Here is a 24,392-nt window from a genome sequence, read left to right as displayed (position 1 = left end):
GCTTCCTGCTATTTACCGGTAGCGCCATGAAAAAGAGCCGCCATATTTATGGTCGGCCCTGGGATTTTTAGGGAAATGGGATCAGGCTCTTTGCGGGGGTGCGAGCCAGGATATTTTTGCGTGCAGTTCGCCGGGGCGAAATGGTTTGTGTATAAAGTCGGTAAATCCTTTTTGCAGCAGGTCTTCCTGCATATTGTCGTACACCGCTGCCGTGAAGGCAACTACCGGAATATCGGGCCGCAGCTTGCGGATCTCCCGCAGGGCGGAAGCGCCATCCATCTCGGGCATTTCGAGGTCTATCAGCAGCAGGTCGTAAGATTCGCGTTTGAACTGCTCTACCGCTTCACGGCCATTAACTGCCTCACTCACTTCGATGCCCCATTTGGTGAGGAAGCGACGTGCGATCGACATATTGACAGGATTGTCTTCGGCAATCAGTACGCGGACGCCGGGCAGCTGTTTCAACTCGCCCACATTCTCTTCGTGGATATAGCGCTGACGGCTTTCATTGATCTTGAGTTCTACCGTAAAATGAAAAGCACTGCCTTTTCCTTCTTCACTTTCGAGGAGCAGGTCGCTGTTGAACATGTTGACGATCTTCTTGGTAATCGCCAGTCCCAATCCGGTACCTCCGTATTTGCGGGTGGTGTTGACATCGGCCTGGGTAAAGGTGTCGAAGATCTCGCGGTGCTTGTTGCGGGGTATGCCGATGCCGGTGTCCATGACGATGAACTGGATCGTGGCCTTGGTACTGGAGGCAAATAGTTTGCGCACTGCCAGCGTGATCTTACCCTGGTGGGTAAACTTGATCGCGTTGGACAGCAGGTTGCTCAGCACCTGGTTTAGCCTAGTTTCATCGGTAATGAATTCGGCATCCAGCCGGTCATCGATATCTGTCTTGAACTCCAGCCCCCTGGCCCTGGCCTGGGAGGAGAACTGGGTGGATACCTGTTGTATGAAGTGCTTGATGTTGACGGGGCCCTGGGCCAGTTCGAGTTTGCCCGCCTCGATCTTATTGTAATCGAGGATATCGTTGATGAGCATCATCATGTGCTCGGACGAAAACTTAAGGATATCGAGGTGTGGTGTTTGAGAGGCCAGGTGTTCTTCCTGTACAAGCAAGTTGGAAGCGCCAATGATGCCATTGAGTGGTGTGCGCAATTCATGGCTCATGTTGGACAGGAACCTTGACTTGGCCTTGGCGGCCACTTCTGCTTTTTCTTTCGCCTTCATGAGCTCAAACTCGGTCATCTTTACATGCGACACGTCGAGGATACTGATCTTCGTGTACCGAACGTCTTTATAAAAGAAGGGAGCTACACTCACATAACCATGAAAGGTGCGGCCGGTGGTGGTGGTAAAGGCCAATTCGCCCTGCCAGCTCTGGGCGCCGTCTTCTACCGCTTTTTCGATGGAGCTGAATTGCCGTACATGGTCTTCATCGAACCAGTTTTCTACGTGTGATCCTTCGATCTCACGCTTTTCTTTTACGTCAAACAGTTCCAGAGCGCGGTTGTTGCAACTGGCGATGATACCTGACTGGCTAAACAGGATGAATACGCCATCCAGTGACGTATTGAAAATGGTATCGCCGAATTTCTTTTCCTGCAGGATAGCCACCTCATTGTCTTTGTTGACCCGCAGGATGGAATAAGAGAAAATGATGGTCATGCACAGCGATATCACGAGGTTACTGCTGTACAGCCTGGTATAGAGTGCATCGTTGATTACCTGCACGCTGTTGGTATAGGGTGATAACTTAAGACAAATGAGCGACGCTATGACGGTAATGGCATATACAATGAAGAGTTCACGTGAGTTGCGCCGGATACTTACCACAAAGGTAAGCACGAGAAAATAGGGGAAATAAAAGAGGTATTCGCCGGCCTTGAGTCCTTCGATATAACTGATCACGATCAGGTATAGGTTAAGATTGACGACGGCAATGATACGTCCCGCCTCCAGTTTTTTCCTGGACCCGAGATAAAAAGCGAGTAAGAAAAAGTAAGCGGATGTAATATTGATCAGTGCGCTGATGTATAGCTTGTGGTAGAAGTAAGAGATCACTGAGAAGAAGTTGACCAGCAATGCCAACAAGATGAACTGGTTAAAGCCAATGATCTTTTTGCGTTGATCTTTTGTGATGCCCTCCTGCAGACCTGAAAACACAATATCCCGGTAAATTGACCACCCCAGATATAATAATTTCTGCTTCATAGAGTTATTGGATTATACGTTGGTTGCTCAGCGGGCCAACCAGCTGTTACTGTAACGGAAAAAACGAAAATCTATTTCCCATGAACCCAATCACCCTATCTAAGCAGTTCATTTTCAATGAAAAAATAAACAGCGACTACCTGTTTAGCTTGTACGCCGACGATTACCCTTATATAGAAGAGGTGTTTGGCGTGACCCTGCAGCATTACGATGAGGATGTGGATGCCATTCAGGCGGCCTATGGCAATGGCAGTGTGGCAGACCTGCGGAGAGGGGTGCATAAGATCAAACCAGCCTTTGGCTTTGTGGGGCTTACCGATATTCAGCAAAGCTGTGCGGTCTTTGAAGACGCCTGCAACCGGGCCGAGGAAACGGAAACACTCAAATCCGATTACAAACAATTGCTATCGCTGCTCGAAGAAGGGAAATTGATCCTTGACAAAGAATACCGCAAGTTGAAAGATTTTAATGCCAATCCTCTATGAATTTGAAATGCGTGATCGTTGAAGACCTGCAGGTGGCCGCCGACTACCTGACAAAGTGTTGTGAAAAGAGTGGACAAATCGAGGTACTGGCTCATTTTCCCAATGTGGCCGAGGCGTTGGTGTATCTCAACCAACATTCGGTAGACCTGCTTTTTCTCGATGTGGAGATGCCGGGTGCTACCGGTTTTGAACTGCTCGATCAACTGGCCTATTTCCCGAAGGTGGTGCTCACCACTTCGAAATCGGAATATGCGTATGATGCCTTTGAATACAATGTGACTGATTTCCTGAAGAAGCCTTTTACCTACCAACGCTTCCAGGAATCGCTGCAGAAGATCACGACGGCCCCGGAGAACAATATTGCGGCTACGGCCTCGGACCATATCTTCATCAAAAGTGAGGGGAAGCTGGTGCGTCTCAACAACGACGATATCCTGTATATTGAAAGTATGGGCGATTATGTGAAGTTTGTGACGGGCGATAAAAAGTATGTGACCCACAATACGATCAAGAACCTGGAAGAAAAAGTGAACAGGATCAGCTTTATCAAGGTGCATCGCTCCTATATCATCAATATCTCCAAGATCGACGATATCCGGGAGAACGATTTGTATATCAAGGGCAACGAGATCCCTATCAGTAAAGCGCACCGCAACGAGGTGATGAAGCGCCTCAACATCATTTAACACGATAATTTTCAACAGATTAACATAGTTACGCCAGTATCACCCGATACTGGCGTTTCCATTTATCGACAAAAGGGGCGGTTTCACCGGCCTTTTGCGGTTGATACGCTAAAAAACTTCCAGTCCTCCGGTTCATTTTACACCTTTGTATCAGCGAAAAGGCAACGAGGCAGAAAGGCAGCAAGGCAACGAGGGGAAAGGCAGAGAGGCAAAGGGAAGGCGAGAAGGCTGAGAGAAGGCAACAAGAGGCAACGAGGCACCTAGAGACAGCAATGAGAAAGGGAAAAGGGGGAATGAACGGGTAAGCCTTAAACAAACTGATTTTATCAAACTGATTTATTGCGACGGTTATACTCTATACTTTTAGTTACACAGCAAAATGAAGTCCGTACAGTATGAAAACTAATGGGTAAATGCTCCAGCCTTTACTCATCTTAATCCCCCAGGATTTCATTGGTAACAGCCGAACCCTCAAGGTTCGGTTGTTGCTTTTTAGGTATGCCGGAAAACGGCGAGTGGACGGTATATTGTCGAGCGAACGGCAGGGTATTTCCGAAAAACGGCGTTCAGCCACTGTTTGGCGAAAAAAATAGGTGGCAATAAAAAGAATCTGCATCTTTGTTTACCGATGGTCCAGGAACAGCCAGTGGACTGCGTTTCAGGCCTGCTTCACGGAGTAGCCAATGTGATCCAACCATTTTATGAAAGGCTTGTTGAACAGTTGAGTAATCTCCTCGAAGGAAAACCTGCACCAATATCTATGATGGCTACCCTATTCAATATTTTATGACTTACATCTGATTCTACAGACAGATTTAAAGACGCTTGACGACCCACAGTAAAGTAATTAAAGCTGCCCCGTGAGGCAGCTTTTTTCGTTTATATATCCCATGGAGTACATTGCGTGTTAACCTAATCCGATTTCATCGTGGCGGGCGGGAATTTGTACGTCGTGGAATCCTTTCTTCACCAGGCGCTGTTTGAATTGTTGTTGTACATCGTATTCGCCATGCACCAGGAATAGCTTTTTCACTTCGCGTGGGTCCTGACTGGCCAGGAACTGGCTGAGGTCTTCATAATCGCCGTGTGCGCTCATGCTGCGAATGGATCCTATCTCTGCGTTCACTTCATGGCGTACGCCAAAGATGCCTACTTCCCGGGCTCCTGCCATCAGGCGGCCGCCCAACGAGGTGGGTTCACAATAACCGGTCAGCAGTATCGTATTACGGCTATTCTCGATGTTGTTGCTGATATGGTGTTTTACACGGCCCGCTTCTGCCATACCGCTGGCGGAGATGATCACGCAGGGTTCGTTGCGGAAGTTGAGCAGTTTAGACTGATCGACTGTTTTGACATATTTCAATCCGGTGAAGGCAAATGGGTCACTATCGGTTTGCAATATCTTTTGGATGTGCTTATTGAAGTATTGCGGATATTTCTTCAACAGTTCCGTTACTTCTATGCTCAGCGGACTGTCGACAAAGTAATCCAGCTTTGGCAGTCTGTTTTCCAGTTCGAGTTGATTGAGGGCGTACAGCAACTCCTGGGTACGGCCCACACTGAATGCCGGCATGATCAGCTTGCCTTTTTTCTGCAGGCAGGTCTTTTCGATCCACTGCAGGAGCTGGTCGGGCGTTGTGATGTGTACATCGTGCAAGCTGTTGCCATACGTCGATTCGAGCAGGATATAATCTGCCTGCGGAAACTTTGCCGGCGACTTGAGGATTACATCCCGGAACCTGCCTACATCACCGCTGAAGGTGAGGCTGGTGGTTTTGCCGTTCTCTTTGATGCGCAGGTGCACGGCTGCACTGCCAATAATATGGCCTGCATCGGTATACATCACCTCTACAAATTCATCGATGGTATGCCAGCGCTCATACTCTACGGTCACAAAAAGCCCCATGGCTTCCCAGGCATGTTCTTTTGTATATAGGGGCTCTATATAGGGCAGGCCTTCCACGGCCCTTTTCTTGTTGGCGTATTTCACATCGCTTTCCTGGATACCGGCTGAATCTTCGAGCAGCAGGCCCGCCAGTTCTTTCGTGGCGGGTGTAGAGAATATCTTCCCGTCGAAGCCATCCTTGACCAGTTTAGGAATAAGACCACTGTGGTCGATGTGCGCGTGTGACAGGATCAGGAAGTCGACTTCGCGGGGATCGAATCCCCAGGTTTTGTTCAGGGTATCGGTTTCGGTACCCATGCCTTGGAACATGCCACAATCGAGCAGGTATTTCTTACCATTGGTTAGTGTGAGCAAATGTTTTGAGCCGGTAACTGTGCGGGCGGCTCCATGGAAAGCAATTTTCATCTTGTTCTGATTTCTGTTTTTGAATGTCGTCTGTACGGATCGTTCCTTTCTTATAACCCTATCGGGCAAGCAATGTTGTGCAAAGCGCTCGTTAATGTTCGCACGGTCATCGTTTTACTTTAAATGACCAGGTGAAGAGAAACTCTGCCACCGATTCGCCCTGCTCGTTGAAGCCGGAGCTGCGTGTTACGAGTGTTTGTCCTTCACCGGTTGCGATGGCCCGTTCCACCACTTCGCGCAAGGCGTATCCATCTTCACACTGAAAAGTGGTGATATTGGTGGCCTTTTTGAGATAACTGGATTCCATTTTTACGATCAGCATGGATACCGATGGGGTACGTTTGTAGAGCTGCATCATCGCCAATGCGCCGGTCGACAATTCGGCTGCCATGGAGAGGCAGGCGAAATAGGTGGAGCGAAAGGGATTTCTCGTAAACCAGCGGTAGGGTACGGTGACCTTGCACCCTTTTTCCGATACTTCCATGATGCGTACACCGGAAAAAAAGGCGGCGGGCAATTTCATCAGGAGAAAGAACCGACTTTTCAGCGGATGCTTCATCAGCGTGATAAATTCCTGTGCGTTATTGCTCATATTATTGCTGCTTGTAGGTAGCGGGGTTGATCGCTTTGGCTGTCCAATTGTTGAAAAAGCCCAACACTTTTCTTTTGTCATATCCTTTGCCTTCTTCGAGCAGGCCCGAATCCTGGATGTGCAACAGGTTGCCTTTGCCATCGAGGATCAGGAACACTGGAAACCCAAACCTTTGCGGAAAGCCATATTTAGCCAATAGCTTTTCGTTCTTGTTTTCGGGGCTGTAGTTCAGGTGGTATACCACGTATTCTGTTTTCAGGAGCGAATCGATGGTGGCATCTTTGGTGGTGTATTCCTGAAATCGGGCACACCATACACACCAGTTGCCACCGATCTGCACCAGCACCTGTTTGTTGCCGGCACCTGCTTCCTGTATTTTTTGCTGAAGGGCTTTTTCGGCATCTTCTGTTGGGTTGTAGAGCTTGAAGTTTTTCATATCCTGGGCATACAGACTGGCTGTTGCCACGAGGAGGAATACCAGTACGGATACTTGTTTCATGTAAAGGAATTTATCAGTTTTATTTGGTTACTTCTATGATGAACGCTACCATTTGGTTGTCGGCCCCACCGGCATTAAAGTGGATATTGCCGTTACCGGTATGATCAAATTTTACGTCCCGGATAAGTTTGCGCGTTAAGGCATTGTCGAACCGCGAAGCATAATCGGAGGAGGGATTGCGGCTGATCTGCTCATTGAGGGCATGCCAGTCGATCTGTTCTTTACTCACGACGACGGCCATCACATCACGCTTTCCAATGCTGTCGGGGGTCATGCTTTTGTCTTTCGGGAACAGCCGGTAGCCGGTGATGCCACAGAAGGGCGAGTATTTGGTTTTGGTGGGATCCTCTTTGGAAGGGTACGGGAACAGCGTGTAGCTGGTGCCATCCGTTTCCTTGCCAAACACATAGATATAACATTCGGTACTGTTCTTCACTTCTATTTTGAAGCGGGTACCGGGCTGCATGGGGCTCACCGTTTCAAAAACATTCTGACTGTTGTGCCGTAAGGGTACATAACCTTTGGACACCATTCTACCGTTTTCTTCTGCTACGGGCACCAGGCCTATCTCGCATTCAAATGGCTGGTTGGCGGCTGCCCCTACCTTGTTCATGGGTTCGAGGCCGTACGCTTCCCGCACGAATATCCGGAAGTCGCGGTACCGTACCCAGGCAAATCCATTGTTGCCCCACTCTGGTCCCCAGCTATTCATCAGGAGAAAGGCGCCTCCGTGCCGACGGTCATCATAGCCCACCACACACATAGCGTGGCCACCAAAGCCCATTTGCGATTCATCGCCTTGTTCAGGCTCCCAGAGGTCACGTCCCTGCATGGGCTGCATGAAGCTGGGCCCTACCATCATGCCGATGACAACGGGGGCTCCCTGTGCGAGGTTTTCTTTGATGGCGCGCAGGTCGATGGCATCTGTACGGTCGCCCTGTGAGAGGCGGTTGAAGCCCCGCATTTTGAACTCGCCGGCTTCCTGTATGAGGTCTGAACCCGGCGGGCGTGTACAGTCCTGGTCGGTATAGGGGAATTTATCGTAGGCCACGGAGCCTTGCTTCGTCATGTATTCCATGGCCCGGATGATGTAGGAACCCTGGCAGCCTTGTAAGCCGATCTGGTTGTACAGGAAGGAGGGGCTGAAACGCAAGGCATTGCCCGATTGTCCGGTACGGGCTGACTCGAGGATGGTACGTGCGCCGTATGCACTGCTCCAGGCTACACAGCTACCCTGTTCGCCCTGGTTGCCCACAGCGGGAGCAAACTTTTGCAGGTTGGCACTTTCCGGCAGTGGATTCTTGGTATCGTCTTCGGCCAGGGGCTCGTAGATGTTGGCTTTTTCGAACTGGCGTGGGTCGAGGAATCCTCCCGTAGCCAGCTGCGCCATTTGTGCGAGGTTGCAACCGCCGCCTCCCCTGCCCAGCAGGAAATAAGCACCCACACCGATGACCAATAAAAGCAGTATTCCTTTTCCACGAAATAGTCCCAATAGCAGTGGCAACAAGGCAAACAGGCCTCCGCCTCCACCACCACCACCGGGAAAATTGGAACGGCCACCACCACCGCTGTCGTTACTATTATCCTGCTGATCCTGTGGATCGTCGGTCATACGAATAGGCATAGAAACAGTTTTTGGTTCTATACTAAAAATACCAAGATTTCGGCAACGCTACATGAAGAAAATAACAAATAGGACCGGATAACGGGTTGACCATGACAGAAGTTGACCAGGTAAGCTTTCTCCCTATCGCTTAACAAAAAAGGACCACGCAGATGGCGTAGCCCTTTTGAAAACCCAGCAGTAAAGATCATCGATAACTGTAAACAATAGTATATACGCAAAGAAGGGACTAATGGATTTGGGTAGTATATCAATCATTCTGGCAGCAGGCAGGCGTAAGCATTAAAATTGAATGGCATATCAAGGAATTTACGGCTTGATTTTTACCACATAGTGGTATTTCCTGCGACTTACTATCTAGGTAACTTGCGAACTCATTGACCTATAACCTAAAATTAGTACCATGGCGCTCAAGAAGAAAACTGCCAAGAAAGCAGCGAAGAAAGCCCCACCTAAAGCTGCTGCAGCTTCAAAAACTGCCAGGCCCACTTCCACGAAAACACTAAAACCCGTTGCCATTGTAAGAAGCAAGGGTGCACACACCGTTTACCTCGACTCGAGGGTATTTTTCCCGGCCGATAGCTCACTGGGCTATATCGATCATTTTCAGGATGGACGTCAAACGGTCATGGCCGGTACTGGATTGACTGCTGCTTTGCCATTGCCGGTGAATGCGGTGATCCGGTCTGTGACGGTGTATTATAAAAATACCGGACACGAGGATATGCAATTCTTCATCCTGAAGAAAAGCATCGATCATCGTTGTCCCAGTGGTGAGGTGGAAGTGACCATTGACTTTTTACCGCCCGCTACGCTGGCGCCCGATAACTATGCGGCGAAGCTGATCGATCATTTCGATGCTGGTGGACTGATCAAAGACAAGTACCTGTACTTTATCGAAATATACGGTACCGGCAAGCCAACAGAAGAGGATGTTCGTTTATTGCGGGGCGTGAAGATCGATTACAATTATTTGCCTTAAGGGAAAGTATAACCATGTATAAAACAAAAGCGGGTCGCATGACCCGCTTTTTATCTTGTTATAAGACTTCTATCTGGTTTCTTAGCAGATCGTTGAACTCATCCCGCTTGCGGATCAAATGTGCCTTGCCATCGATCACCAACACTTCGGCTGGTTTGTAGCGGGCGTTGAAGTTGGATGACATTTCAAAACCATAGGCGCCGGCATTGCGGAATACCAGGTAATCTCCTTCCCGTACTTCGTTCAGGGTGCGATCCCAGGCAAAAGTGTCGGTCTCGCAGATATTACCGACAACGGAATATTTCTTCTGTTCGCCCGTGGGATTGCTGATGTTTTCGATGTGGTGATAGGCATCGTAAAACATGGGGCGAATGAGGTGATTGAATCCGCTGTCTACGCTGACGAATGTTGCGGCCGCTGTTTCTTTGATCACATTGACCTGCGTTACGAAATAACCACATTCGCTGACAAGGAATTTACCGGGCTCGAACCATACCTGTAAGGGGCGACCACCCGGATTGGGGTGTGCTGCAAAGGCTTCATTGACCTTTTGGGCTAGCAGGTTGATATCCGTTTCTACGTCACCGTCTTTATAGGGCACCTTGAATCCACCACCGAGGTCGATGAACTCCAGTTCCTTGAAGTGGGGAATGATATTGAACAATACTTCGATACCTTTTACAAACACTTCTACATCTTTGATCTCACTACCTGTGTGGATGTGCAGGTCACTGATGCGCAGGTTGTGTTTTTTTACAAGCGCGAGCACCTGGTCGATCTGGTCGACGGGAATGCCAAATTTACTTTTGTCGTGGCCGGTAGAGATCTTCAGGTTACCACCTGCCATGATATTGGGCCGGAGGCGTAACCCTACCGGATAGCTATGCCCGTAAGCTTCGCCAAATTTATCGAGGTTGGAGAGGCTATCGATGTTGATGATGATGCCCAATTCTTTGGCTTCAGCGATTTCGCTGAAAGCGATACCGTTGGAGGTATACAGGATACGTTCGGGCGGAAAACCGGCATGGAGGGCCAGTTTGGCTTCGTTGATCGAGCTACAGTCTACATTGGCACCCAATGAACAAACGTATTTGAGTACATTGATATTGGTGAGGGCTTTGCAGGCGTAGAAGAAAACCGTATTGCTTTTGCTAAAGGCGGTCGTCAGTTTCTGGTATTGTTCTTTGATCTTTTCTGCATGGTATACGTAAAGGGGGGTGCCGAACTCTGCGGCCAGTTGGGCTATATATTCCTTCGTGAGTTGCTGTGACATAGTGTGCGAATATACTGTAAAAAAAATGTCACGGCCGGGCCGTGACATCTACATCTTAAAAAACTATATTTTATCATCGCTTCCGGTCCCTAGGAACGGTCGGACTTGTTTTTGTCTTCTTCCTCGTCCTGATCTCCTTCGTCGTCTTGGTCGTCGTCGTCGCTTTCCTCTTCTCCCGCTTCTTCATCGGCCAGCTCTTCATCACCGGCTTCGTCGTCGGCTTCCTCTTCTTCGTCGTCCCCGGCATCTTCCGCTTCGTCTTCGTCGTCGTTATCTTCTTCGTCGTCCTCAGCCTCTACGTCCTCCTCCGTTTCTTCTTCCTCGCTTTCTTCGTCCTCTTCTTCGGCTGCTGCCTCTTCTTCCTCGTCTTCGCTGGCGGGGTCGTAGTCTGCTTCTTCTCCTTCGTCTTCACCGGCTTCTTCATCGGCCAGTTCTTCGTCGCCCGCTAGCTCGTCGGCTGCGTTCTCGTCGTCAGTTGCCTCTTCTTCGCCGGCTTCTTCTTCCGACAAGTCATCGGTGGCGGATTGTTCTGTGCCTTCTTCCAGGACCTCTCCCGTCTCGAAGTCGATCTTCTCTCCATTGAGGTGGGGGCCTGTGCTGCCTTCGATGAGCTCACCGTTCTCGCCTACGGCGAGGTTGGCATCTTCTTCCGTTGCTGCGGCGTCGCCGGCAGTTTGTTGTGCGACGGCATCGTCGACCCTTGTGGCGTCTACCAAGTTTTCGTCGAATATTTCCTTGAGCTTGGGCAGGTCTTCGGGTGAGTTGATGCCGAAATAATCCATGAAGTTCTTGGAAGTGGCATATACCAGCGGATGGCCTGGCAGGGCTTCGTTGCGGCCAGTGATCACGATCAACTCTTTTTCGAGCAGCTTCTGGATCGCATAGTCACTGCTTACGCCGCGAATGGCCTCGATCTCCGCCTTGGTAACCGGTTGCTTGTAAGCGATGATGGACAGGGCTTCCAGGGCGGCTGAAGACAGGCGCTTGAGGAACTTCTCTCCATTGAGCTGGGCAACGGTTTTATGAAAATCTCTCTTGGTCAGGAATTGCCAGCCTCCGCCGCTTTCCTTGACCTCAAAAGGATAGAACTCTGATCTGTATTTTTCTACTACGCCCTCGATGGCTGCCTCTACCTGGTCCAGCACGATCTTATCCTCCATAAAGCCAAAGGCATTGTTGATGAGATCGGTTAGCTCCAATGCGGTCAGGGGCTTATCGCTGGCAAAAATAAGGGCCTCGATATGTGGTATAAGATGTCCGATTTCCATGCTGGCAGTTTATGGACGCAAAAAACAATAAAATGATGAATTATCCCTGCAGGGCTGCTGCACCACTTACGATCTCTGTGAGCTCGGTAGTGATGGCTGCCTGGCGTGCACGGTTGTAAGAGATCTTGAGGGTTTTCAACATTTCATTGGCGTTCTCTGTCGCCTTATCCATGGCTGTCATACGGGCGCCATGTTCAGAAGCGTGTGCATCGAGCACTGCCTTGAACAATTGCGTGTTGAGGATCTTCGGCATCAGTTCGGCGATCAGCTCCTGCTGTGAAGGTTCGAAGATGAAGTCGCTTTTCTTGGCGCCGGCTTTCTGCTCCACTTTGGGGATGGGCAGGAAACGCTCGAGAACGAAGTTTTGGGTAGCTGCGTTCTTGAATTCGCTGTACACGAGTTCTACGACGTCAAACTGACCGTTTTCAAAAGCTTTTACGGCTGCTTGTGCGCAGGCCTGTACGTTCTCGAAAGTGAGGTTGAGGAAAATATCTTTGTAGGTCTCGTCTGCATTGAACTTGTTCTTGGAGAAATGCTCGAAGCCTTTCTTACCAATGCTCCAGATCTGCACATTGCCTTTGGCAGCCTGGTCGGCATATTTTTCTTTGATCGTGGTTTTTGCCAGCTTGATCACGTTGGCGTTATAGGCGCCGCTCAAACCACGGTCGCTGGTGATCACGATCAGCAATACTTTTTCAATGGGTCTCTCTGTGGCCAGGTTGCTACCAACTTCTCCTTCCGCACTGGTTACGATGTTGCTCAATACTTCCTGCAATTTGCGGGCGTAGGGGCGCATTTGGATGATAGCGTCCTGAGCTTTACGCAATTTGGCAGCACTAACCATTTTCATCGCTTTGGTGATCTGCTGCGTATTCTGTACCGATTTGATCCTGTTACGTACTTCTTTTAATTGGCCTGCCATGTATGGAGGGTTGAAAAGTTTGCTTTACAATAAAGGCTTCCCGGAGGAACCCAATAGCCTTTTTTAATCGGCGGCAAAGGTAGCGCATAGCGTCCGGATTTCCATCCCGCTGTGGAAAATTCCGGCTTCCGTAAGCCGGTGGGTGGTTGCCAGCCTTGGGGCTGGTGGCCGGAGGGGTTGGAAACCAGCTTCAAACAGTCGAGGTGAACGTCAAGAAGACAAGCTATACAATTCATTATCAATAAATAATGAGCCAGCCCTGCAGGACTCCCGGTAGCCCTGCAGGGGCTGGCGCCATGCCGCTCCCATCGGCTGGCCTGCCTGGTTTTCCGGGTTCGGTCCGTCCGATATGGCTTTGTGAACGTCTGTAATGGTCGCGTGTGTGTTGATGGGTGGGGGCGGCGAACGTCGTCGACTGCACTGCGTTTATACGTGATAAAGGCTACTGCCTGACCGGATGCTCCGCGGCGAATCCGATGTACCAATCAACGCTTTTGCGTTGTTATTCAATCAGGAACGCTGGTTTCTTTTTGTGCCACCGAAAATATTCAGCACTTTTGTTACCTGTTCAATATCAGTTATGGCCAAAGCGAAGAAAAAAGAAGAACCTGTAATCCTGGTCGTCAACGACGATGGCATTACAGCCCCGGGCATACGCAACCTCGTAGAAGCGGTAAAAGACCTCGGTAAGATCGTAGTGGTAGCACCCGATAAGCCCCAGTCGGGCATGGGCCACGCCATTACCATCGGTCAGCCCTTGCGCTTGACGGCAGTGCCCCTTTTTGATGGCATTGAAGCCTATCAGTGTACCGGCACGCCGGTGGATTGCGTGAAGCTGGCCGTCGACAAAGTGCTGCACCGTAAACCCGATCTTTGCATCAGCGGGATCAACCATGGCGCCAACCATTCTATCAATGTTATCTATTCCGGTACCATGTCTGCCGCCGTTGAAGCGGCCATTGAAAGCATTCCTTCTATCGGCTTTTCCCTGCTCGACCACAGCATCGAGGCCAATTTCGACGCCGCGCGTAAATATGCCCGTATCATTGTAGAGCAAATGTTGAAACGCAAGGCAGACAAGCATATGGTGCTTAATGTCAACTTCCCGGCCGTCGACGAATCGCTCATCAAAGGCATTCGTATTTGCCGGCAGGCTTATGCCAAATATGAAGAAGATTTTATTGAACGCAATGACCCCAATGGCCGGAAATATTACTGGCTGACCGGTGAGTTCGTCAACTTCGACAAGGGTAAGGATACGGATGTCTGGGCCCTTGAAAATAATTATGTTAGCGTAGTACCCGTACAATTTGATCTCACGAATTACGTTCTTAGAGACAAACTGCAAAAAATGTGGAAATTCTAATGTTCAAGAAAGACAACCTCCGCTTCGGTATCCTGCTTGGCTTTATTGCACCGCTGCTCAGTCTGGTGATCTACTATTTTGCCAAATTCTCCACGTATTTTACGGTGAGTGATTTCCTGCATTTCGTCAGCACCAATAAAAGCCAGGTAACGGCTATCTCTGTTCCCTGCCTGCTGCTGAATATTGCTCTTTTCACTGTTTACATCAATACCCGCCGCGACAAGACCGCCAAAGGCATCTTTGCGATCACCCTGGTGTACGCCATAGGTGCGATGCTATTGAAATTTGCGCTTTAAAGTCTGCCATGCCCCTGTGAGAGCCCGTTATTCGTGACGGCGCTGCTGCCTGTTTTATCTCCAATCCTTTTTTGCCGGACCTTTGACCGATGCTTCTTTTACTTACTTTGCACCTGAAACCTATAGCTTAGTATGCGATATTATATGATAGCTGGTGAAGCTTCGGGCGATCTGCACGGAAGTAACCTGATCAAAGAACTGAAAAAGCTCGATTCCCAGGCAGATATCCGCTGCTGGGGAGGTGACCTGATGGAAGCCGCCGGCGGCAAGCTCGTGAAACATCATCGCGACCTGGCCTTTATGGGTTTTGTCGAGGTGGTGATGAACCTGGGAACCATTCTGCGGAACCTGAAGTTTTGCAAGGAGGATATCCTGGCCAACCGACCCGATACCCTGGTATTGATCGACTACCCGGGTTTTAACCTGCGCATTGCAGAATGGGCCAAGGAGCAGGGCATCAAAGTGATCTATTATATTTCTCCGCAGGTATGGGCCTGGAAGGAAAACCGGGTCAAGAAAATGAAGCAATGCATCGACAAGATGCTGGTGATACTGCCGTTTGAAAAAGATTATTATCGTGACAAATGGAACTGGGAAGTGGAATATGTTGGGCACCCCTTGGTGGAAGTGGTGGAAGAAAGACAGGCGAACGCCACCCAGCAGCCGACTGCACTGACGACCACCAACGGTCACCCCCTCTCCGATCTGCCTATCGTGGCTTTGTTGCCGGGCAGCCGTAAGCAGGAGATCCTGAAAAAACTGCCGATCATGCTCGAGGTGAGCAAACAATTCCGTCACCTGCAGTTTGTGGTGGCTAAGGCGCCCGGGCAGGAAGATAGTTTTTACGATGGCTTGCTGGCTGGTCACCCCAACGTATCGGCAGTGAGCGGCAAGACCTATCATTTGCTGATGCAGTCCAAAGCCGCGCTGGTGACTTCGGGTACAGCTACGTTGGAAACGGCGCTCTTTGGCGTGCCGGAGGTTGTTTGCTACAAGGGCAGCAATATTTCTTACCAGATCGCCAAGCGACTGGTCAAGGTAAAATACATTTCGCTGGTAAACCTGATCATGGACAAGCTGGTGGTGAAGGAACTGATCCAAGACGACCTGACCCCTGCCAACCTGGAGCGGGAGCTGAATGAACTTTTAAACAGCCCTCAGCGGCGTCAGCAGCTGTCGGCCGACTATGCTGCGCTGAAAGCCTTACTATCACAGGGTGGCCATGCGTCTGCCCAGGCGGCTGCCAGCATTGTGCGTTATTTGCAAGCGTCTTAAATTTTGAGCGATATAAAAGCAACGGGCTTTCAACCATGGTTGAAAGCCCGCTCCTTTTATAAGTCCTTGTATCGTTACTGCACCAACAGTTTTTTTACGAGGTGGCTACGTCCATGCACCACTTTGATGTAGTAGGTTCCCGCAGGAATACCCGTCAAAGGCAGGTCAAACGACTGGCTTCTATTGCCTGTGCGTTTGGTCAACAAGACCCTGCCATCTGTAGACAGCAATTGGATCTCTGCCTGACCAAGGGCTTGCGTGAACACCAACTGTACGCGCCGGATAGAATTTACCGGGTTGGGTACGATGGTGAAATCCAACTCAACGCTGCCCGACAATAAGCCCGACCGTATCGCCGAATAAGTAGGACGTCCATCGAGGTCATCTTCCCGAATGCGATACTGGTACAAGGTATTGGCCTTTGCCGTTGCGTCGGTGAAGCTGTATTGATTCCGCCCGGCCGCATTGATGAAGGCAATGGTCTCAAACACACCGGTGCCTACCTGCATACGCTCTACCGCATAGCCTTTCACATTTACCTCCTGGTCTACTTTCCAGATCAGTTGCAGTTTATTGTCCTGGGGCTGTACGGTGAAGTCGGTAAAGATCACCGGCAGCGCAGCATCGACTGCATACAGGGAGGTGATGGGCACTATCTGGCGGAATACGCGTGGTCCATACCACTCCAGTTCAATATCGGGGCTACCGCTGTAGTTGGCCCAGAAGTCGATCTGTACGGGGTATTTACGTCCGGCCACCAGCATCATATTCCCTTCTGTAGGTTGTACGGTGCCACCAGGCCATCTCGAGATCAGCGTATCTCCATCGATGATAAAGCGCGACTGACTCTGTTTGTTGCGCAGGTAGAAGGTATACTCGCCGCTGGTCCTTGGCTGAATATAGCCTTTCCACTGTACGGTGAAATTTGTGGGGCTTACACCTGGCGCCGGCGGTGTGGGATATGGCCAATCGAAGTCGATGGCGGTATCGATACGTGTCACAGTTGGTACGCCGGTGAACTTGTCGTTATTGGTGCGATACTCCCCGGTAAGACCTTCACCTGAGAAGACGGCTGTCTTTTCATAGTTGGCCACAATAGTGGTATCGGCATTGGGGGTGATAATATTCAAGGTCGGGTTGGTGTTGCCATTGCCCCAGCCCTGGAAGGTGAACAGGGTATCGTTGAGCAGGTAGGTTGCCTGTGCGGTCACACTTCTGGCCACGCCCTTCACACTGGGCTTATCGACATTGGGTGTCGTGATGGTGCCATCCATATTGAGCGGTATGGCTGCGAGGCGGCCGCCTGTCATCGCCCGAATGTGCAGGTCAACTTTTTGCGGATACACTTCTCTATATATGGTGGATTTAAGCCCCAGGCTGTTTTCTGCCGTCAGGTACACCCGGTACCATACGGTATCCGACACTTCGATATTGCCGGGAATGAAATAATTACCAGTGGCTACGTTTCCGGCGGTGGCATCGAGGCCCGGATGGTAGTGTGTATCGTGGTGGAAATCGATCTTCCAGGTCAGTTTATTGCTGGGTACCGTGCCATCTACCGCATCTGTCGCCGAACCGCTGTATACCATGGTTGAATTGGCGACGTAGGTGGAACCAGGTGCCGGCAGGCTGATTACCGGTGTTGGGGGCTGGCGTTGGGTAACCCGGAGTATAGCACCCTGGCTGGTGACATCACCAAAACTGTTGACCACCTTCACGGTGATCACAGCGCCGCTATCAACCAATACCAGGTTGTTCAATACCAGGGTCGAGGTATCCGAATTGGGGATGGCGACACCACCCTTGAACCATTCGTAGGTAAGTCCGAGGCCATTGGCAACGACTGTAAAGCTTGCCGATCCACCTACCGAACCGATGGTGGTAGCAGGCTGCGCGCCGATCACGGGCGCGAGCGAACCGGTGTATTCTACTTTCCACAAGATACCGTCTACCGCTTCTTCACCGGTTTGTGGTAAACCACCCCGGTCGAGGTAGTAGAAGATACCGGTCGTGGGGTTCACGGCAAAGGCTACTGGACGTTTCAGGTTGGACCCAAAGATGCCCAGCGACTGGTTGGTCTCGGGATCCATGATCCTGATCGACTGGTTACAATAGTCGCCGTAAAAGAATTTATCGAGGTATTGTACGGGGAAGGAAGGATTGTTGGGGGCATAGAACACGCCTCCTACTACTGCACAACCTACGCTGTGGTTGTACACGAACAGGGGATCGACGTATTCATCGGGAGGGGTTGTACCGGGCTGGATCTTTCCTTCCACTACCGACCAGCCATAGTTCTTGCCTGCCTTGATCTCATTGATCTCTTCCCAATCGTTCTGCCCTACGTCGCAGATAAAATACCGGCCACTAACGGGATGTACGTCGGCCGCATAGGGATTGCGAAGGCCCCGTGCGTAGATGTAACGCAGGCTATCGGCCAATACATTGTAGAAAGGATTGTCGGTTGGGATCTGCCCATCTTTGTGCATCCGGAGCACTTTACCAAGCTGGCTGTTGAAGTTTTGTGCATAGTCGGGATGGCTCGATTCGCCAGTGGCCACATAGAGCATTCCATCTGCACCAAAATTCATGGCACCTCCTGTATGGATGGGCCCCACCATGGCTTGTGTAGACATCAGTGTAAATGGATCTTTCAGTGTATCTGCTGCTGCATCGAAGGTGTAACGGTTGATCCGGTTACGCGCAGAGGGCAACGTGAAATACAGGTACACATACTGATTGGTGGCAAAGTCGGGATCGATCGCCAGGTGAGTGAGTCCCTTTTCACCATCGACGATAATGCTGGCAGAGATGTCGAGCAACGGTTTTGTCTGCAGCACATCATTTTCGACGAGGAATACCTTTCCGTTTTTGTCGGTAATGAAAAGGTACTGTCCATCGGGCGAAAATTTCATTTCAGTAGGGTTCAGGCCATCAGCTACTTTGGTAGCCTGAAAGCCTGCGGGAAAGGATTGGGCGCTTAGCTGGTTGCCTCCAACACATAGCAAGGCCCATAATACAAATAGGCATTTGTAAATAGTCTTCATGCGGAATAACAGTTTTGAACGTTAATGGTAGTTCACGAGTAAAATGACTGGTGGAGTTTCAGTTAGACTTTAGATTGTGGCAGAGGTAGTCGTTACAAAGGATATTGGGATGGGAACTACGATTCAGTGCGAGGGGTGGGGCAAAACTACATGAATTCACCTACATAACCTTCATTTCGTGTAGATTAATATGTTAGATAGCAAAACAGATGCCACCCAACATCAGGAGATTAAAATCTTATTAAGATATCGCTAGTGACGCTTGAACACAAACAGTTTGAGGAGGACAATGATCGCTGCCACGAGGAACATAAATAAGGAGATGCGGTTGATCCCATGCATGTATTTCATCCACTGTGTATGTGGCGCATTGGGATCTCTTTTCTTAATGTAGAAATACTCCGCCAACTGTCTCAGAACACCCATAGAAAATGCTGTTGAGCTACAAAGTTACTGCATTCGAGCCAGCTACCGTTCCGTGAGCTGATCATATACCCGGATCAGGCCGGTCTTTTACCTGTTTCGTTACTGGTATAGTTTTGGTTGTCACCGGCTCTTCGTCATGCAGCAGCTCTTTCTGGTAGAGGTGCTTAAGCCGGTCGTAAAACGAATGACGATCGACCAGGTAAGATACCAGGCTGGCCACCATGCCTGCCAGCATCAGGTGGAAGATCACATTGTGCCGGTCGGTCATTTCCAGTACCAGGATAAACGACGTGAAGGGGGTGCGGGTTACACCTGTGAGGAAGGCCACCATGCCTGCCAGCACGATGACATTCATGTTACCATCTGCCAGGTGAAACCAGCTGCCGATCACCGATCCTACGCCTGCCCCGGCGCCAAGTGCGGGTGCAAACACGCCACCGGCCCCACCGGTAGTAAAGGACAATACCGAACCGACCATCCTGAACAAGGGCACATACCAGGGCAATTCCTTATCGGGGGTAAACAAAGCATGTGTCATGATCTCCTTGCCCGAACCAAACATACGTTCGTCGAAGTAAATGCCTACCCCTGCAACGATCAGCGCGCAGAGTACCGTATACAAGATATGTTTGCGATGGCTGCAAAAGCTACGCACCCAGGCCAGCACCCACAAAATGATTTTTGCCATACCACTTCCACACAGTCCGGCGATAGCGGCCACGAGGATCGTAATAAAGAACAACCAGGAAGAGAGGTGTGCTACATCTGGATAACCCAGGTACAGATAAGGGCCCAACAATCCCTGGGCAGTAAGTCCGGCGATGATCACCGCTGTAAAAAGGGCTGTCTTGAAAAAACTGATGTGCGTTTTGGTTAGCTCTTCTACGGCAAAGACCAATCCGCCAAGGGGTGTATTGAAGGCTGCTGCCAGTCCCGCTGCCGCCCCCGCCTTGATCATGTTTCTGCGGGATACCCTTGGCCACCATTCGGGCAACCACTGATTCACTTTCCGGAAGATGGAGCCGGCAATCTGGATGGTAGGGCCTTCGCGCCCCACTACACCGCCCCCTACGACCATGATCACGCTGGAGATGACCTTGACGACGATGATGCGCAGACTCAACAAGCGACCTACCTTATCGTTGGTTTTAGGATTGGTGAGCTCTACCGCAGCAATGACCTGCGGAATACCACTGCCACGTGCATAGGGTGCATACCGCGCTACCAGCCACCACGCAGCTACAAAGCAGGCGGGCGTTACGATCAGCATCCACCCACCGTGGTGATGAATGATCCATGCGGCCCCTTCTTCGGCCCAACCAAACAGCAGTGCATACCCCACCGCCACCAGGCCGGTGATCAACGAACCAATCCAGAAGGGGATTGCCTGCAGCAGGTTGCGTTTAATATGATCGTTGTGGATCTTGTCGAATAATTGCTTTAACCGGGCACGGACCCGTGACACGAGTGGCATCATATAATTAATATTAGCCGGGCGACAAAGAGACATGCTGATCACCACCCGCAGTAATGGCCCGGCAGACAGGAGATGAAGCTGCAAGCTCCGGGCAACAGATTAAAACAGTATTAGAATAATCTAAAAATGGGATTAATGAACGGGCGTTAGGGAGAGGAAAAAGCACGGTCACCTGCCCATCAGGGGCAGTTTAAAGGGAGGCAAAGATCGTAGCTGAGGGTTGCCTGTATTACTCCACCGCCATGGTGTGGATCTTCCATCGCTCCAGCTTGTGCAGGTTGCGGGTAAAAAAGGAAGCGACAAACCCGGGGAAGCCGACACTTTTTAATTGGCCCCTGACCCGCGTTTTCATGTCTTCTACGGTAATGTTGCGAACAGTGAAACGCCCATCCCGATAACAATGGCTGCAGTACATCGTATTCCTGCTGCCATCGGCATTGGAACCGCCACCGTGTTCATCCCGCTTCATGGTCATTCCGCAAGACTGACAGTATTTGTACATTCGTTCCATAGCCTTATAATTTGACTATTTCTAAGTTACCGAATTCCGCTGAAAATGGCGCCAGATGCGGGTTTTGTTTTTATCCACCCTGCCATAGGCCGCACAAGATCATCCAACCTAAACCTATCTCCCTGAAACCCACCGGCAAAGAAAACGACCTCAAACCAGTACCTTAGTAGTTTTAAATAATATGGGTATGCTTTCCCCCAACGATATCAAGAAAATTACCGGCGAAGCTGCGGCCCGGATCGTGCAGTCCGGCATGACGGTTGGCATTGGAACAGGCTCTACGGCCTACTGGCTGATCATGGCTTTGGGACAGCAGGTAAAAGCTGGCCTGGATATCCGTTGTGTGCCCACCTCTACCCATACTGCCCAACTGGCGGCTGAACAATCTATCCCTCTGACTACGCTCAACGAGGTCGACAACATCGACATGACCATCGATGGCGCCGATGAGATTGACCCGGCAGGCCAACTGATCAAAGGTGGTGGCGGCGCCTTGCTGCAGGAGAAAATGGTGGCAGCTGCCTCCCGCGAACTGGTGATCATCGCCGACCACACCAAACTCGTTTCTCAACTCGGCGCCTTTCCCTTGCCCGTAGAGATCATTCCTTTTGGCTGGAAACAGGTTCAACAGCGTATTGAAACCCTGTACCGCACAAAGAGTGCTTTGCGCCTGAAAGACCAGCAGCCGCTGGTTACCGATCATGGCCATTATATTCTCGATGTTCATTTCCAGCAGATCGAAGACCCGGCCTTCCTCAATACCCTGTTAAACACCATCCCAGGCGTTGTCGACAATGGCCTGTTTATTGACATGGCCACCCAGTCTATCATCGGTTATCCGGATGGCTCGGTAAAGACCCACCATTTTAACCGACCGAACCCGTAGCGCAACACCAGCTGTTTCAAAAGCCCCCTTCCCGATCTGCCACCGACTGGATCAGATCTGAATGGTTTGAATTTTATTATATTTGACTAGATCAGATTGTCAGTATATGGGCAAAGCAGTGTTTACATCCGACGAGCATCTTTATCTCCAGGTGGCTGACGGTATCGAAAAAATGATTGCCGGCGACGTGTTACGCATCGGCGACAAGCTACCCTCGGTACGTGTATTAAGTGAAGAATATGGCATCAGCATGGGCACTGCCTTTCAGGCCTATTATCACCTGGAAGGCAAAGGCCTTATCGAGTCGAGGCCCAAATCGGGCTATTATGTTCGATTTACGCACCGGCGTTTCCCGGCCGTACCACAAATGATACGACACGAGCCGGTACCGGCGGAGGTGACCGTGCAGGAAATGATCAAACAGGTCTTGCACCGCATCACGGCGGAAGACATGACCAACTTCGCCCTGGCAGCGCCTGCCATCGAACTGCTGCCGACTGCCAAGCTGAACAAATCGGTGGTCCATGCCTTGCGCAATGGGAAAGACCACTGCATTGGCTACGAAGATACCCAAGGCAATCCGGAGCTGCGCAAGCAGATTGCCAAACTTGCCTTCAATTGGGGCGGTCGCATTGCGCCCGACGAAGTGGTGGTGACCAGCGGTTGTATGGAAGCCATCGGACTGAGCCTGCGGGCCGTCACAGTGCCTGGGGACACCGTGGCTGTCGAGTCGCCTGCTTATTTTGGCATCTACCAGATCATTGAATGCCTGGGTCTGAAAGTGGTGGAGATACCATCCGATCCGGAAACGGGTCCGGAGCTGGCCAGCCTGGAAAAAGCGATCGACAAACTGGGCATCCGGGCAGTGATCCTGGTGCCTAATTTCAACAACCCGGCTGGCAGCTGTATGCCCGACGAAAACAAGAAACGGCTGGTGGAGATCATTCAGCAACACCAGATCCCGCTGATCGAAGATGATATATATGGAGAGTTGTATTTTGGTCGCCACCGGCCCAAGACCTGTAAGTATTATGATACGCAGGGACTGCTGATCCATTGCTCTTCGCTGTCAAAATCATTGGCGCCCGGTTACCGCATCGGCTGGATATTGCCGGGCCGGTTTCTGGACAAGGTAAGCGCCCTGAAGCAAATGTATACCATCAGCAGTCCTACCCTCACACAGGTAGCAGTAGCCCATTTTCTCAGTATTGGCCGGTACGAATACCATCTCAAGAACCTGCGAAAGGCCTTGCATACACAAAGTCTGCGGTATATACAGGGCATTTTACAGCACTTCCCGGACGACACGCGGATATCCCGGCCGCAGGGTGGTTTTGTGTTGTGGGTAGAGCTGAATGCAGCCATCGACACCTATGAGTTGTGTACAGAAGCGCTGAAACACCATATCTCCATTGCACCGGGGCGCATTTTTTCGATCGGCAGTAATTACTCCAACTACCTCCGCATTGGCTATGGCAGCCCGTGGAATGAAAAGGTCGAGAGCGGCCTCAAAACGCTGGGCAGCATTATCCGTAAAATGGTGGCCCGATCGGCCATTAAATAAAGCGATAGTCCAATAATTCGCGGGGATGAACATTCAGTCCTTTGGCCAATTCTACGATGGTGGATAGCTGGATATCGAATTTACCATTTTCGATCTTGGAGATATTGCTGTTGTCGAGGTCGCATTGTTCTTCCATTTGGCGCAAGCTCAGCCCTTTTTCTTTTCGTAAGGAACGCAGGTGCTCGCCAAAATCGATATTCAGCTTACTATATGTTTTGACGGGCGTTTTCTTTTTGGTGGCCATATTAGTTATATGCTGATTAAAGATACGCTACAAACCGATGTAAATGACAATAAGACTTGCGCATACCCACCTGCATACCCGAAAGCGGTAGGCGTGGGCGTTAATTATGAGCTATAATCTGGAGTTTTGAAGAAAAGGCAGGTTTTCTTCAAAAAAGTTGCGGTAATTTGATACCGCAACATAATATTTACCGTATATTTGATCTCGTTATACTGCTTCAGGATGTTCCAATATCCGGGCAACCCAACCAATACACCATCATAAGTTTGCGACCTGATTTTCTCTTTCGGCATTGCCGTTAGTGGACCTGTTATGCAATGTCATAACACCCGGGTATATCAAACCATATTGTAGCGAGCTGTTCTTTTATCACTACTGGTTTAAGGCTCTGGGGGCTCATGACTTGAAGCAAGGGTGAGCCCTTCTTTTTAAAACCTATTA

21 protein-coding genes are annotated in these 24,392 nt (G+C 50.3%); 8 read left to right on the top strand and 13 right to left on the bottom strand.

Features of this window, described 5'->3' with window-relative positions:
- Nucleotides 1–81: 81 nt before the first annotated feature.
- Complete coding sequence (locus P2W70_RS04530; protein WP_276480234.1) at nucleotides 82–2,217, bottom strand: hybrid sensor histidine kinase/response regulator; 2,136 nt, start codon at nucleotides 2,215–2,217, stop codon at nucleotides 82–84.
- 80 nt (nucleotides 2,218–2,297) lie between these two features.
- Here P2W70_RS04530 and P2W70_RS04525 point away from each other — a divergent pair, with 80 nt between their 5' ends.
- Together P2W70_RS04525 and P2W70_RS04520 are read left to right on the top strand one after the other, a co-directional pair.
- Nucleotides 2,298–2,702, top strand: a complete 405-nt coding sequence (locus P2W70_RS04525; protein WP_276480233.1) for an Hpt domain-containing protein — start codon at nucleotides 2,298–2,300, stop codon at nucleotides 2,700–2,702.
- Nucleotides 2,699–3,388, top strand: a complete 690-nt coding sequence (locus tag P2W70_RS04520) for a LytR/AlgR family response regulator transcription factor (RefSeq protein WP_276480232.1) — start codon at nucleotides 2,699–2,701, stop codon at nucleotides 3,386–3,388. Before P2W70_RS04525 ends, P2W70_RS04520 begins: the two co-directional genes overlap by 4 nt.
- Before the next feature lie 907 nt (nucleotides 3,389–4,295).
- Here P2W70_RS04520 and P2W70_RS04515 read toward each other — a convergent pair.
- From P2W70_RS04515 to P2W70_RS04500, 4 genes are all read right to left on the bottom strand, one after another.
- Nucleotides 4,296–5,699 (bottom strand): MBL fold metallo-hydrolase, encoded by a 1,404-nt coding sequence (locus tag P2W70_RS04515; protein ID WP_276480231.1) that lies wholly within the window; start codon nucleotides 5,697–5,699, stop codon nucleotides 4,296–4,298.
- 106 nt (nucleotides 5,700–5,805) lie between these two features.
- A complete protein-coding gene (locus tag P2W70_RS04510) occupies nucleotides 5,806–6,291 on the bottom strand; it encodes a DUF4442 domain-containing protein (protein ID WP_276480230.1) in 486 nt (161 codons plus the stop codon).
- Between the two features lies 1 nt (nucleotide 6,292).
- Nucleotides 6,293–6,790, bottom strand: a complete 498-nt coding sequence (locus P2W70_RS04505) for a thioredoxin family protein (protein WP_276480229.1) — start codon at nucleotides 6,788–6,790, stop codon at nucleotides 6,293–6,295.
- A 19-nt stretch (nucleotides 6,791–6,809) separates the two neighbouring features.
- On the bottom strand, nucleotides 6,810–8,414 hold the full coding sequence (locus P2W70_RS04500) for a C1 family peptidase (protein ID WP_276480228.1): 1,605 nt from the start codon (nucleotides 8,412–8,414) through the stop codon (nucleotides 6,810–6,812).
- A 403-nt stretch (nucleotides 8,415–8,817) separates the two neighbouring features.
- On the opposite strand from P2W70_RS04500, the gene P2W70_RS04495 reads away from it, so the two are divergent.
- Complete coding sequence (locus P2W70_RS04495; RefSeq protein ID WP_276480227.1) at nucleotides 8,818–9,396, top strand: hypothetical protein; 579 nt, start codon at nucleotides 8,818–8,820, stop codon at nucleotides 9,394–9,396.
- A 58-nt stretch (nucleotides 9,397–9,454) separates the two neighbouring features.
- Here P2W70_RS04495 and lysA read toward each other — a convergent pair whose 3' ends face one another.
- From lysA to atpG, 3 genes are all read right to left on the bottom strand, one after another.
- Complete coding sequence (gene lysA / locus P2W70_RS04490; RefSeq protein ID WP_276480226.1) at nucleotides 9,455–10,669, bottom strand: diaminopimelate decarboxylase; 1,215 nt, start codon at nucleotides 10,667–10,669, stop codon at nucleotides 9,455–9,457.
- An 89-nt stretch (nucleotides 10,670–10,758) separates the two neighbouring features.
- Nucleotides 10,759–11,937, bottom strand: coding sequence for an SMC-Scp complex subunit ScpB (gene scpB / locus P2W70_RS04485; protein ID WP_276480225.1), 1,179 nt, complete (start codon nucleotides 11,935–11,937; stop codon nucleotides 10,759–10,761).
- 40 nt (nucleotides 11,938–11,977) lie between these two features.
- Complete coding sequence (atpG, locus tag P2W70_RS04480; protein ID WP_276480224.1) at nucleotides 11,978–12,859, bottom strand: ATP synthase F1 subunit gamma; 882 nt, start codon at nucleotides 12,857–12,859, stop codon at nucleotides 11,978–11,980.
- A 580-nt stretch (nucleotides 12,860–13,439) separates the two neighbouring features.
- Between atpG and surE the strand changes: the two genes are divergently transcribed.
- From surE to lpxB, 3 genes are all read left to right on the top strand, one after another.
- Entirely contained in the window at nucleotides 13,440–14,225 is a 786-nt protein-coding gene (surE, locus tag P2W70_RS04475; protein ID WP_276480223.1) for a 5'/3'-nucleotidase SurE, read from the top strand.
- Complete coding sequence (locus P2W70_RS04470; protein ID WP_276480222.1) at nucleotides 14,213–14,521, top strand: hypothetical protein; 309 nt, start codon at nucleotides 14,213–14,215, stop codon at nucleotides 14,519–14,521. Before surE ends, P2W70_RS04470 begins: the two co-directional genes overlap by 13 nt.
- Before the next feature lie 132 nt (nucleotides 14,522–14,653).
- Nucleotides 14,654–15,796: a lipid-A-disaccharide synthase gene (gene lpxB, locus P2W70_RS04465; RefSeq protein ID WP_276480221.1), complete on the top strand. Its 1,143-nt coding sequence runs from the start codon at nucleotides 14,654–14,656 to the stop codon at nucleotides 15,794–15,796.
- Between the two features lie 74 nt (nucleotides 15,797–15,870).
- Here the strand turns inward: lpxB and P2W70_RS04460 are convergent, their stop codons facing one another.
- The 4 genes from P2W70_RS04460 to P2W70_RS04445 form a co-directional block, all read right to left on the bottom strand.
- Entirely contained in the window at nucleotides 15,871–18,843 is a 2,973-nt protein-coding gene (locus P2W70_RS04460) for a PQQ-dependent sugar dehydrogenase (RefSeq protein ID WP_276480220.1), read from the bottom strand.
- Between the two features lie 252 nt (nucleotides 18,844–19,095).
- Complete coding sequence (locus P2W70_RS04455; protein WP_276480219.1) at nucleotides 19,096–19,269, bottom strand: DUF6728 family protein; 174 nt, start codon at nucleotides 19,267–19,269, stop codon at nucleotides 19,096–19,098.
- Between the two features lie 61 nt (nucleotides 19,270–19,330).
- On the bottom strand, nucleotides 19,331–20,746 hold the full coding sequence (locus tag P2W70_RS04450) for a chloride channel protein (RefSeq protein ID WP_276480218.1): 1,416 nt from the start codon (nucleotides 20,744–20,746) through the stop codon (nucleotides 19,331–19,333).
- Between the two features lie 229 nt (nucleotides 20,747–20,975).
- The gene (locus P2W70_RS04445) at nucleotides 20,976–21,257 is read right to left on the bottom strand and encodes a zinc ribbon domain-containing protein (RefSeq protein ID WP_276480217.1); all 282 of its coding nucleotides are present in this window, start codon (nucleotides 21,255–21,257) and stop codon (nucleotides 20,976–20,978) included.
- Between the two features lie 187 nt (nucleotides 21,258–21,444).
- Between P2W70_RS04445 and rpiA the strand changes: the two genes are divergently transcribed.
- Both rpiA and P2W70_RS04435 read left to right on the top strand, forming a co-directional pair.
- On the top strand, nucleotides 21,445–22,143 hold the full coding sequence (gene rpiA, locus P2W70_RS04440) for a ribose-5-phosphate isomerase RpiA (RefSeq protein WP_276480216.1): 699 nt from the start codon (nucleotides 21,445–21,447) through the stop codon (nucleotides 22,141–22,143).
- A 106-nt stretch (nucleotides 22,144–22,249) separates the two neighbouring features.
- Nucleotides 22,250–23,707 (top strand): aminotransferase-like domain-containing protein, encoded by a 1,458-nt coding sequence (locus P2W70_RS04435; RefSeq protein ID WP_276480215.1) that lies wholly within the window; start codon nucleotides 22,250–22,252, stop codon nucleotides 23,705–23,707.
- Here the strand turns inward: P2W70_RS04435 and P2W70_RS04430 are convergent.
- Nucleotides 23,700–23,951, bottom strand: coding sequence for a helix-turn-helix domain-containing protein (locus P2W70_RS04430; RefSeq protein WP_276480214.1), 252 nt, complete (start codon nucleotides 23,949–23,951; stop codon nucleotides 23,700–23,702). The genes P2W70_RS04435 and P2W70_RS04430 overlap by 8 nt on opposite strands.
- Nucleotides 23,952–24,392: the final 441 nt, after the last annotated feature.

This window comes from Paraflavitalea pollutisoli (genome assembly GCF_029360705.1).
Taxonomy (GTDB): domain Bacteria; phylum Bacteroidota; class Bacteroidia; order Chitinophagales; family Chitinophagaceae; genus Paraflavitalea; species Paraflavitalea pollutisoli.
Note: the sequence above shows the minus strand (reverse complement) of the source record. Positions and strands in the feature narration are given on the sequence as shown.

Bases quoted from the DNA above. Each gene is read 5' to 3' on its own strand.
- P2W70_RS04445 (WP_276480217.1), bottom strand. From the start codon at position 21,257: ATGGAACGAATGTACAAATACTGTCAGTCTTGCGGAATGACCATGAAG.
- P2W70_RS04520 (WP_276480232.1), top strand. From the start codon at position 2,699: ATGAATTTGAAATGCGTGATCGTTGAAGACCTGCAGGTGGCCGCCGAC.
- P2W70_RS04525 (WP_276480233.1), top strand. From the start codon at position 2,298: ATGAACCCAATCACCCTATCTAAGCAGTTCATTTTCAATGAAAAAATA.
- P2W70_RS04455 (WP_276480219.1), bottom strand. From the start codon at position 19,269: ATGGGTGTTCTGAGACAGTTGGCGGAGTATTTCTACATTAAGAAAAGA.
- rpiA (WP_276480216.1), top strand. From the start codon at position 21,445: ATGCTTTCCCCCAACGATATCAAGAAAATTACCGGCGAAGCTGCGGCC.
- scpB (WP_276480225.1), bottom strand. From the start codon at position 11,937: ATGGAAATCGGACATCTTATACCACATATCGAGGCCCTTATTTTTGCC.
- P2W70_RS04530 (WP_276480234.1), bottom strand. From the start codon at position 2,217: ATGAAGCAGAAATTATTATATCTGGGGTGGTCAATTTACCGGGATATT.
- P2W70_RS04510 (WP_276480230.1), bottom strand. From the start codon at position 6,291: ATGAGCAATAACGCACAGGAATTTATCACGCTGATGAAGCATCCGCTG.
- P2W70_RS04495 (WP_276480227.1), top strand. From the start codon at position 8,818: ATGGCGCTCAAGAAGAAAACTGCCAAGAAAGCAGCGAAGAAAGCCCCA.
- P2W70_RS04505 (WP_276480229.1), bottom strand. From the start codon at position 6,790: ATGAAACAAGTATCCGTACTGGTATTCCTCCTCGTGGCAACAGCCAGT.
- surE (WP_276480223.1), top strand. From the start codon at position 13,440: ATGGCCAAAGCGAAGAAAAAAGAAGAACCTGTAATCCTGGTCGTCAAC.
- lpxB (WP_276480221.1), top strand. From the start codon at position 14,654: ATGCGATATTATATGATAGCTGGTGAAGCTTCGGGCGATCTGCACGGA.
- P2W70_RS04500 (WP_276480228.1), bottom strand. From the start codon at position 8,414: ATGCCTATTCGTATGACCGACGATCCACAGGATCAGCAGGATAATAGT.
- P2W70_RS04515 (WP_276480231.1), bottom strand. From the start codon at position 5,699: ATGAAAATTGCTTTCCATGGAGCCGCCCGCACAGTTACCGGCTCAAAA.
- P2W70_RS04430 (WP_276480214.1), bottom strand. From the start codon at position 23,951: ATGGCCACCAAAAAGAAAACGCCCGTCAAAACATATAGTAAGCTGAAT.
- lysA (WP_276480226.1), bottom strand. From the start codon at position 10,669: ATGTCACAGCAACTCACGAAGGAATATATAGCCCAACTGGCCGCAGAG.
- P2W70_RS04460 (WP_276480220.1), bottom strand. From the start codon at position 18,843: ATGAAGACTATTTACAAATGCCTATTTGTATTATGGGCCTTGCTATGT.
- P2W70_RS04450 (WP_276480218.1), bottom strand. From the start codon at position 20,746: ATGATGCCACTCGTGTCACGGGTCCGTGCCCGGTTAAAGCAATTATTC.
- atpG (WP_276480224.1), bottom strand. From the start codon at position 12,859: ATGGCAGGCCAATTAAAAGAAGTACGTAACAGGATCAAATCGGTACAG.
- P2W70_RS04435 (WP_276480215.1), top strand. From the start codon at position 22,250: ATGGGCAAAGCAGTGTTTACATCCGACGAGCATCTTTATCTCCAGGTG.